The sequence below is a fragment of the Maribacter sp. genome, assembly GCF_049667165.1.
Classification (GTDB): domain Bacteria; phylum Bacteroidota; class Bacteroidia; order Flavobacteriales; family Flavobacteriaceae; genus Maribacter_A.
In genome coordinates this window covers 1-8481 of sequence record NZ_JBATHS010000251.1, presented here as the reverse complement: position 1 = coordinate 8481, position 8481 = coordinate 1, and the positions used below count along the sequence as shown (strand labels likewise).

Here is an 8481-nt window from a genome sequence, read left to right as displayed (position 1 = left end):
GCTTATTATGGAACACACGTAATGCAATTGGGAAAAGTTCCGAAATTGCATTTTTCGATGATTTTCTTGTGTCTAGTATGAGCCTAACTTTAGCCATTTTTGGGTGCTTAATTTACTTCAAGTTAGGAATAAAAATGCACACTTTGTGCACACTTTTGTTTGCATTCAAATGAAATCATTTGAACGCAAATTGTATTAAATATCTGCTAATCAGTATATTAGAATGATGTTTGATTTTGTTAAAAGTGTTAAATTGAGGACTGGCAGGCAAGAGGTCACCGGTTCGACTCCGGTATTCTCCACGATCAAGCGCAATGGGTATGCGTTTAAAGCCAATGAAAGCCACCAAATTTATTTGTGTGGCTTTTATGTTTTAAAGGCCCAGGCCGACAGGAATGGACCATTGCATTTGCATAACGGAATAGCTCTCGGAGCAACCAAGTTACACCGGTATTCTCCACGATCAAGCGCAAAAATTTTCTGCGCTTAGAAAACCAAAACCGCCAAGCTTGCTTGAGCGGTTTTTTTGTTTTTAAGTGCAAAGGCCCAGACATTGCTATACAGCTGGTTCTGTTTTTAAATTTCAATCAGGGCGATTTTTAAAATTCAATACTTCGCTTCCTGATTGTCTAAATCATTCAACTCCCCTAATTGTTGCAAAATCTCGAATGTTTTTTTTGCTTCTTCTTCATCTACAACGCTAATGGCCGCCCCGACATGAACCATAACATAGTCATCGACCTTGGCCTCTGGTACCAAAGTAAGACTGATTTCTTTTATTACACCATCAAAAGAGACCTTTCCCGTCCTAAATGTTTCGTCTAATTGGCCGGTTATCTCTATTAATCTTCCTGGTATGGATAGGCACATGATTATCTATATTGATGATTTGTTGTTTTCTTTAAGCCACGTATACCATGCTTCCATCCCCTCACCTGTAGTTGCGGATATTTCAAAGAACTGCAAATTAGGATTTACCTGCAAAGCATATTCTTTCAACTTGGAAATATCTATGTTCAGATAGGGCAATAAATCGATTTTATTGATGATACAAATATCCGAAGTATGGAACATATCAGGATATTTTATGGGTTTATCTACCCCCTCGGTGGTGCTGATAATGACAACGCGCTTACTTTCCCCTAAATTGAACATAGAGGGACAAACCAAATTGCCGACATTCTCTATCATTAATATAGCATTGTCCTTGATGTCCAATTTTTTAACGGCCTCATAGACCATATCACTTTCCAAATGACATCCTTTCCCAGTATTGATCTGAATCACAGGAATATCAAGGGCATCTATTCTATTGGCATCATTCAACGTCTGTTGGTCACCTTCGATCACATAAAACGAAAGCTCATTTTTTAAATCCTGTAAGGTACGTTCCAATAGCGCCGTTTTGCCCGATCCCGGTGAACTAACCAAGTTCAGGGCGAAAATATGCTTCGCATCAAAATAGCCTCGGTTTCTTGCGGCCATTACCTCATTATGTTGCAAAATATCCTGTTCAACCTCCAATACCGTTGTATGATGGTGCCCATGAAAATGATCATGGCTATGTGAATGTCCTTCGCCATGATGATGGTCGTGCCCATGCGTATGATGATGATCATGTCCATGTTCATGGGCATGATCATGTTGATGCGCCTTGCCTTCTTTAGGTTTCTGAATGATTACCCCGTTCTCCTCGCTTCCGCAACCACAAGTTCCACACATAATTTTAGATTTTATAGTATAAATTTAAACTAAATTAACCGGGTTAATTGTGAGATTTGTCATGTTCTGGTTTTAAAAGGGTATCGGCATATCGTTTATTGAAAAATACCAACGCCGCATTGAGATTCACTGCGGCATTTATGGTCATGCCGTTCCTTAATTCCCATTCATAACCTTGAATGGCCAAAACATGAGCTTTCGGGGTATGCCCGTATAACTGTCGGGCCAAGTACAAAATCGTTTCGGGCGCCAAGGTGTGTGTACTAAAACCATGCTTGTTCGAAGCTTTACAAACTTCATATCGATACCCTTTTATAAGATCGTTCTTGCTGGCATCAACAAAGAGTACCGCGTCGTAATTACATATTAATTCGGCATCCTCGATTTGAAGTTGATACCTATATTCCAATGTTGCCTTTTTAAATCCGCTTTTATTCAGCGTATCCAAAAAGGCCCATCCCAAGCCGTCATCCTGACGCCCGCAATTTCCAATCCCGAAAATGATACATGACTTTTTATCTTTTTCGCTCATCGATAAGATTTCCATTATGATCTACTAGGGTAACATGTAATGGCATTTGACCTAAGGCATGGGTCGCGCAGCTTAAACATGGGTCATAGGCCCTGATTGCTACTTCAACCTGATTGAGCATGCCCTCGGTTATTTTTGGTTCCCCACTAATCACATTGTTGGCGACCCATTTGACTGCCTGGTTCATAGGCTCATTGTTGTGGGTTGTGGAAACGATGAGATTGCAGCGTGTTATCCGATCTCTGTCATCTACCTCATAATGATGGATCAATGTACCACGAGGTGCTTCGATGATTCCAATACCTTCACTGCGTCTTTCGCCTTTACGTACCAGATCATTACTCAAAATATCTTCGTCATTCAATAGTTTTTTCATCATTTCAGCGCAATACAGCATCTCGATCAAACGGGCCCAATGGGAGTACATAGTCTTATTGTTTATTTTCCCATTGGTAGCCAGTTTAAAAATGATGCGTTCTTCTTCGGCGAAAGGCGTTTCTATTCCATTACAAACATTTAGGCGCGCTAAAGGGCCTACCCTATTCCAGCCCTTATCTTTGCCCAATTCCTTCAAATATGGAAATTTTAAATACGTCCACCTTTCTACGCCTTCATTAAAATATTGAATGTAATCATCGGAGGGAACATCATTTAATGTAACTTTTCCATCAGCATCAAGTGCTCTTAAATTACCATCATACAGTTCTAAAAATCCGTTTTCCTTGTTCACCAATCCTAAATGGCCCGATGGATATTCTGCAAAGCCATCCAACCAATTTTTGTTGACATCATGATACCCTTTTAAGAAATCCAAAATCTCTTTAGACCAATTTATCATGGCATCAACAGACGGAATCTCTTTACTGTTCAGAAAATAATCACGATCTTTCAACGTGATTTTTTTATGTACTCCTCCTGGGACTGCCGAAATACCATGAATTCGCTTACCGGCAATGGTTTTTATAATTTCCTGTCCGAACTTGCGCATCAATATTCCCTTTTTAGCGAGCTCTGGGTACTCTATGGCAACCTCCGCCACATTACGTTTTGCAGGATTGGCATTTACCCCGAATAACAAATCGGGAGATGCCAGATAGAAAAAATGCAAAGCATGGGATTGGAACACTTGTCCAAAATGCAAAAGTTTTCTGATTTTTTGAGCAGGTATTGATAAGTCTTCAGGATCAAGACCAACGATTTGATCGATTGCTTTTGCTGCGGCCAAATGATGACTAACAGGACAAATACCACACAAGCGTTGAACCATTACAGGGGCCTCCCAATAGGGATGCCCTTGAATGAAGCGTTCAAAGCCACGAAATTCAACAATATGAAAAAAGGAATCTATTACTTTGTTTTCTTCATCTAAATGAATAGTTACTTTACCATGCCCTTCAACTCTTGTAACAGGATCTATGATCAATTTTTTCATCTTTAATCGTATTTAAATTCTTCGTGGGTAATGGCGTATTCTTCGTTTAAGAGGATGTTCTTAACAACTTTCCAGATATGGTTTGCATTGGGAGGACAACCAGGAATATAATAATCGATTTTCACAATTTCATTACAAGGATATACATTGTTAAGCAGTTTAGGAATATCCTCATGATTTGGAATTACATTGGCGCCAATTTCGCTGGTCAGACCATGTATGTAAGCTTCTTCCAAACATTCTTGTAGTGGAACGAAATTCCGCATGGCAGGAATACCGCCCATAATGGCACATTCCCCAAAACCTATCAGGATATCACATTTTTTTCTAAATTCTTTTAGGACCTCGACGTTTTCTGAATTTGCGCAACCCCCTTCAATTAAACCTATATCGCATCGCTTACTGAATTTTTTTATATCTGTCAATGGTGATTTATTGAATTCCACTACTTCCAATACATCGAGAATTTCAGCATCAATATCCAATAAGGACATATGGCAGCCAAAGCAACCGGCCAAGGATGTAGTAGCAACTATAAATTTGTTCTCATCACTTCTCTTTTTAAAATTCTCCCGTTTTGGAGCATCTTTATCTTTTCCAACGATATCATATTTTCTGTCTCCAAAAGGTTGCTCATAAATCATGCCCTTAACTAAAATTGCACCTACAGGACATAAGTTCATGGCATGCATTGCTTCGGCATCCGTTAATTTGGCTTCTTCGTCATAATCGATATGAACCCGTGTTTTGATACCTCGGTTTACAAATGAAAAAACATCCTTTCCTTCTTTTGTTTTGACTTCTTCGACACATCGTTTACAAAGGATGCATCTATTGGATTCCATGATCATGCGATCGGAATTGAAATCGACTACCTTGTTACTGTATACATGAGGAAAACGGGATACGGTTATTCCCATATCATACGCTAAATTCTGCATATCGCAGTTACCACTTTTTTCGCAGGATGGACAGAAGTGATTGCCTTCTGCAAACAGCATCTCGATTATTGCCCTTCTTGTATCTAACAATTCGGGAGTGTTGATCTCTACTTCCATCCCTTCATATACTTTCGTGGTGCAGCTTGTCGTTGTTTTGTTGTTCACTGCAACTGTGCAAATGCGACAAGTTCCTAAAGGTGGATTCACTTCATGAAAATGACATAAAGTCGGAATGTATATCCCGTTTTCTTTAGCAGCGTCAACCAAGTTTTTCCCTTCCTGTACTTGATATTTTTTGCCATCTATGGTAATATTTACTAAATCATTCATAGGAGTTCTCTATTTCGTGGATGATACTATCATAATTTTCAACGGCTTTTTCCAAATTAAAAGCTTTATTAAAATCACTTTCGGCAAGTAAACATTTTTGGAATTCCCCTGGGAATTTTAGCATGGCCGTTAGCAAGCAATTTGTGGATGTTTTTCCAAGACCACATCTACTGGATTGTTTTATTATGGTACTCCATTCCCTAATTTCATCAAGGTCACCTTTATCCGCATGACCAAACATCAGCTTATTTATTTTCTTATTCAGTAAAAAGTTACCGGTTCTGCATGGTACGCATATACCACATGATTCCGCCACAAAAAACTTCGTGATGTTTTTAAGTATGGAAAGAAGATCCCGATTTGAATTGAAAACCATAAATGAACCACCACTTCGTAAACCCACGCCGCTCATTTTACGAGAATATTCAATGGGGTCTTTGAATGAGAATTGAATGTGTTCGGCCAACAAATTCTCACCTGATATTTCCCGTTGAAAATCAACCGATGATAAGAATTCGCCAGCGAATCCATTGAATAAGATGTAATGGGGGTCTTTGGCTCCTATCAAATCCAAAAATTCTTTCAACTTCATCCCCCATTCTATTTCATAAACACCAGGTTTTTCACAATCTCCGGAAACACTTAACAACTTAGTGCCTGGAGTGGCATTGGTTCCTATTTTCAGGTATTTTTCCAATCCCATTTCCAGAATTCTTGGCACAGCGCAAAGCGTTTCTACATTATTTACTATAGTAGGTTTGCCTAAATACCCTTTTTCAACAGGGAAAAATTCTTTTGTAGTAGGCTCACCCCGCTTCCCTTCCATAGAAGCTATAAGCGCAGTTTCCTCACCACATATATATGCCCCGGCTCCCATGTGAATACCTACCTTAAAATCAAATCCCTTTATACCAACTATGTTTTTGCCTAAAAATCCTTTTTTATTAAAATCCTTAATGGCTTCTTCAATCTTTTCTTTTAAATAGAAATATTCTGCCCTTAAATAAATGGTGCCTTCCGTTGCCCCAACTGCATAACCCGCCATTGCCATTCCTTCTAACAATAATCCAGGGTATTTATTCATTAATACGCGATCTTTGAACGTGCCTGGTTCGCCTTCATCCGCATTGCAGATGATATATTTTTGATCTGAGGCATTATCCCTACAAAACTGCCATTTCATTCCTGTTGGGAAAAACGCACCCCCCCTTCCGGCGAGTTTCGAATTTTTTACTAATTCTATGACATCATCTGGTTTAAAACCTTTTATTTTTTTGAGGGCTTTACCTTGTTCATAGGGCTTAAAGAAAACGGCTTTGTTTCCTTTTGGTTTGTATTGGATGTTGTCTTTGGGATAGTTACTCAACGATTCTACCGAATGTCCTAGTCTTAATTTTGAAACGATAGTTTTTGCCTTTTGTGGTGTAAGATTGGTGAATGCATTAAAATTAATTAAAGCCGATGATTCTTGGTCGCTTAATCCAAGGCAGGAGGTTTTGAAAAAACCGAATAGGTTATCCTTTGTAACATTGCCTATTTTAATGCCCAATTCTTCTTCGAAAGCTTCCTTTACAGCTTGATAATGGTGTAGCTTGGAAATAGTTGAGCAATTCAAGTAGATGGTATACTTTCCGGCATTTTTACGATGAATAAAATGATAAAAGGAAATGACCCCTTCAAGTTCCATTCTTGAGATGTTGAATTCTTTTGCAATTTTGGTCTTGTCATCATGACTGATGTACCTTCTTTTCTTTTGAATATCCCACAAGACATCCATGAGCGAGGTTCTTTGCAAAGCTCTGTCTATAACTGCCATAATTGAAGTTTATGATGAATACAAGTAATAAAGCTACTATGGAACCAGTTGTCAATCTATGACAAACGTCATAGCCATGAAGAATTATAAATTATTTGGATTTAAATTTGAATAACTAACAAATTAGCAATAAAATGAAATAAGAAGCAGGCTATTGCTAAAATTCTGCATAAAAAGTTAAGACACTTCCAACGCTTTCACCCTTAATTCCTTTCCTTTGAGAATTCCTTTTAAAAAACTATTGCACTTTGGGCAAGCATCGTAAAAGTTGTCAATATCAAAAACCGTATCGCAATCAATGCATTTTGCCTTGCCTTGGATTATCGTTGTTTTTTTTATTGCATGTTCCAAAACAGTGTCCTTAACGGCGGAAGGCCAAACAAAATCCAATGCCTCGAATTCAATGCCGGCCAAGGTGCCGATTTCAAGTTCTATCGATTCAACAATTCGGGCATTTGCTTTTTTCGTCTCATTCTCCGCAATTTTAACAATACCCATGGCAACGGAAAGTTCATGCATCTTTTTGTATTCAAAATTGGGCAATATGAATTGCAATATTATTTATTTAACTTTTTAGCTAACATGATAATTATCATATAATTAGCCATAATTCTTTTCTATATTTCCTTAGATATACCTTTAATCCAAGGATGTATTATCAGTCTTCTTCAACTTAATATATAGTCATGTCTACACAAAAAAAAGAAAATCGACCTACCTACTATGAAAGCATAGTCAAGTCAGGCTACAGCCGTAGGGATTTTATGAAGTTCGCTACCTATATTACCGCTTATATGGGTTTGGAAAATTCAATGGTAGGACAAGTTGCCAAAGCTTTGGAAACGACCCACAGGGTACCCGTTATTTGGGAGCATTTTCAAGAATGCACCTGCTGTAGCGAATCCTTTATCCGATCTGATCATCCGATTGTTGCCAATATTATTTTGGATAATATTTCACTCGACTACACCTTAACCCTAATGGCCGCCTCAGGACATCAGGCTGAAGCTGCCAAACAAGCTACCATGGAAAAATACAAAGGAGAATACATTCTCTGTGTTGAAGGTTCCATACCAATGGGAGATGATGGTAATTACTGCTGCATTGGAGGTAGATCGGCCAAAGATATATTAATTGAAGCCGCCGAAGGAGCAAAAGCGATCATTGCTTGGGGCAGCTGTGCCTCCAATGGTTGTGTTCAAGCGGCGTCACCTAATCCTACCAATGCCACCCCAATCCATAAAATAATAAAGAACAAACCCATTATAAGAGTTCCGGGTTGTCCACCGATTGGAGAGGTTATGGCAGGAGTAATCGTTCATGTCGTAGCTTTCGGCAGGTTGCCGGAATTGGATAGGTTAGGAAGACCAAAAGCTTTCTATGCAAAACGCGTTCATGACAGTTGCTACAGACGGCCATATTATGATGCCGGTTTATTTGCACAAACCTTTGATGATAAAAATGCCAAAGACGGGTATTGTTTATACAAATTAGGTTGTAAAGGACCTATGACCTACAATGCTTGTGGAACCATCAAATGGAATAATGGGGTTAGCTACCCGATCCAATCAGGACATGGTTGTATAGGATGCAGTGAGGAAAATTTCTGGGACAATGGTCCTTTCTACACCAGGATGGCAAAAGTCCCCGGAATACATGAAGAAGGGCTCGCCGATGATATAGGAAAAGTTGGAGCCGGAGTTTTGGC

The 8481-nt window shown here is 38.9% G+C and carries 8 protein-coding genes; 1 reads left to right on the top strand and 7 read right to left on the bottom strand.

Going from position 1 to position 8481, the window contains the following annotated elements; genetic code table 11:
- Positions 1 to 606: 606 nt before the first annotated feature.
- The 7 genes from WBM98_RS12565 to WBM98_RS12535 all read right to left on the bottom strand — a co-directional run bounded on the left by WBM98_RS12565 (position 607) and on the right by WBM98_RS12535 (position 7328).
- Entirely contained in the window at positions 607 to 870 is a 264-nt protein-coding gene (locus WBM98_RS12565; RefSeq protein WP_424366368.1) for a HypC/HybG/HupF family hydrogenase formation chaperone, read from the bottom strand.
- Positions 871 to 876: 6 nt separating this feature from the next.
- Positions 877 to 1722, bottom strand: coding sequence for a hydrogenase nickel incorporation protein HypB (hypB, locus tag WBM98_RS12560; RefSeq protein WP_424366367.1), 846 nt, complete (start codon positions 1720 to 1722; stop codon positions 877 to 879).
- 43 nt (positions 1723 to 1765) lie between these two features.
- Positions 1766 to 2254 carry a hydrogenase maturation protease gene (locus WBM98_RS12555; protein WP_424366366.1) on the bottom strand — a complete coding sequence of 163 codons (489 nt, stop codon included), beginning with the start codon at positions 2252 to 2254 and terminating at the stop codon, positions 1766 to 1768.
- A complete protein-coding gene (locus WBM98_RS12550) occupies positions 2238 to 3686 on the bottom strand; it encodes a Ni/Fe hydrogenase subunit alpha (protein WP_424366365.1) in 1449 nt (482 codons plus the stop codon). Before WBM98_RS12550 ends, WBM98_RS12555 begins: the two co-directional genes overlap by 17 nt.
- A 2-nt stretch (positions 3687 to 3688) precedes the next feature.
- Entirely contained in the window at positions 3689 to 4957 is a 1269-nt protein-coding gene (locus tag WBM98_RS12545; protein WP_424366364.1) for a 2Fe-2S iron-sulfur cluster-binding protein, read from the bottom strand.
- Complete coding sequence (locus WBM98_RS12540; protein ID WP_424366363.1) at positions 4950 to 6773, bottom strand: NAD(P)H-dependent oxidoreductase subunit E; 1824 nt, start codon at positions 6771 to 6773, stop codon at positions 4950 to 4952. The genes WBM98_RS12545 and WBM98_RS12540 overlap by 8 nt, the downstream gene beginning before the upstream one ends.
- Positions 6774 to 6950: 177 nt before the next feature.
- Positions 6951 to 7328, bottom strand: coding sequence for a hydrogenase maturation nickel metallochaperone HypA (locus tag WBM98_RS12535; protein ID WP_424366362.1), 378 nt, complete (start codon positions 7326 to 7328; stop codon positions 6951 to 6953).
- Positions 7329 to 7459: 131 nt separating this feature from the next.
- Between WBM98_RS12535 and WBM98_RS12530 the strand changes: the two genes are divergently transcribed.
- A partial coding sequence (locus WBM98_RS12530; RefSeq protein ID WP_424366361.1) for a hydrogenase small subunit occupies positions 7460 to 8481 on the top strand: 1022 nt, incomplete at its 3' end.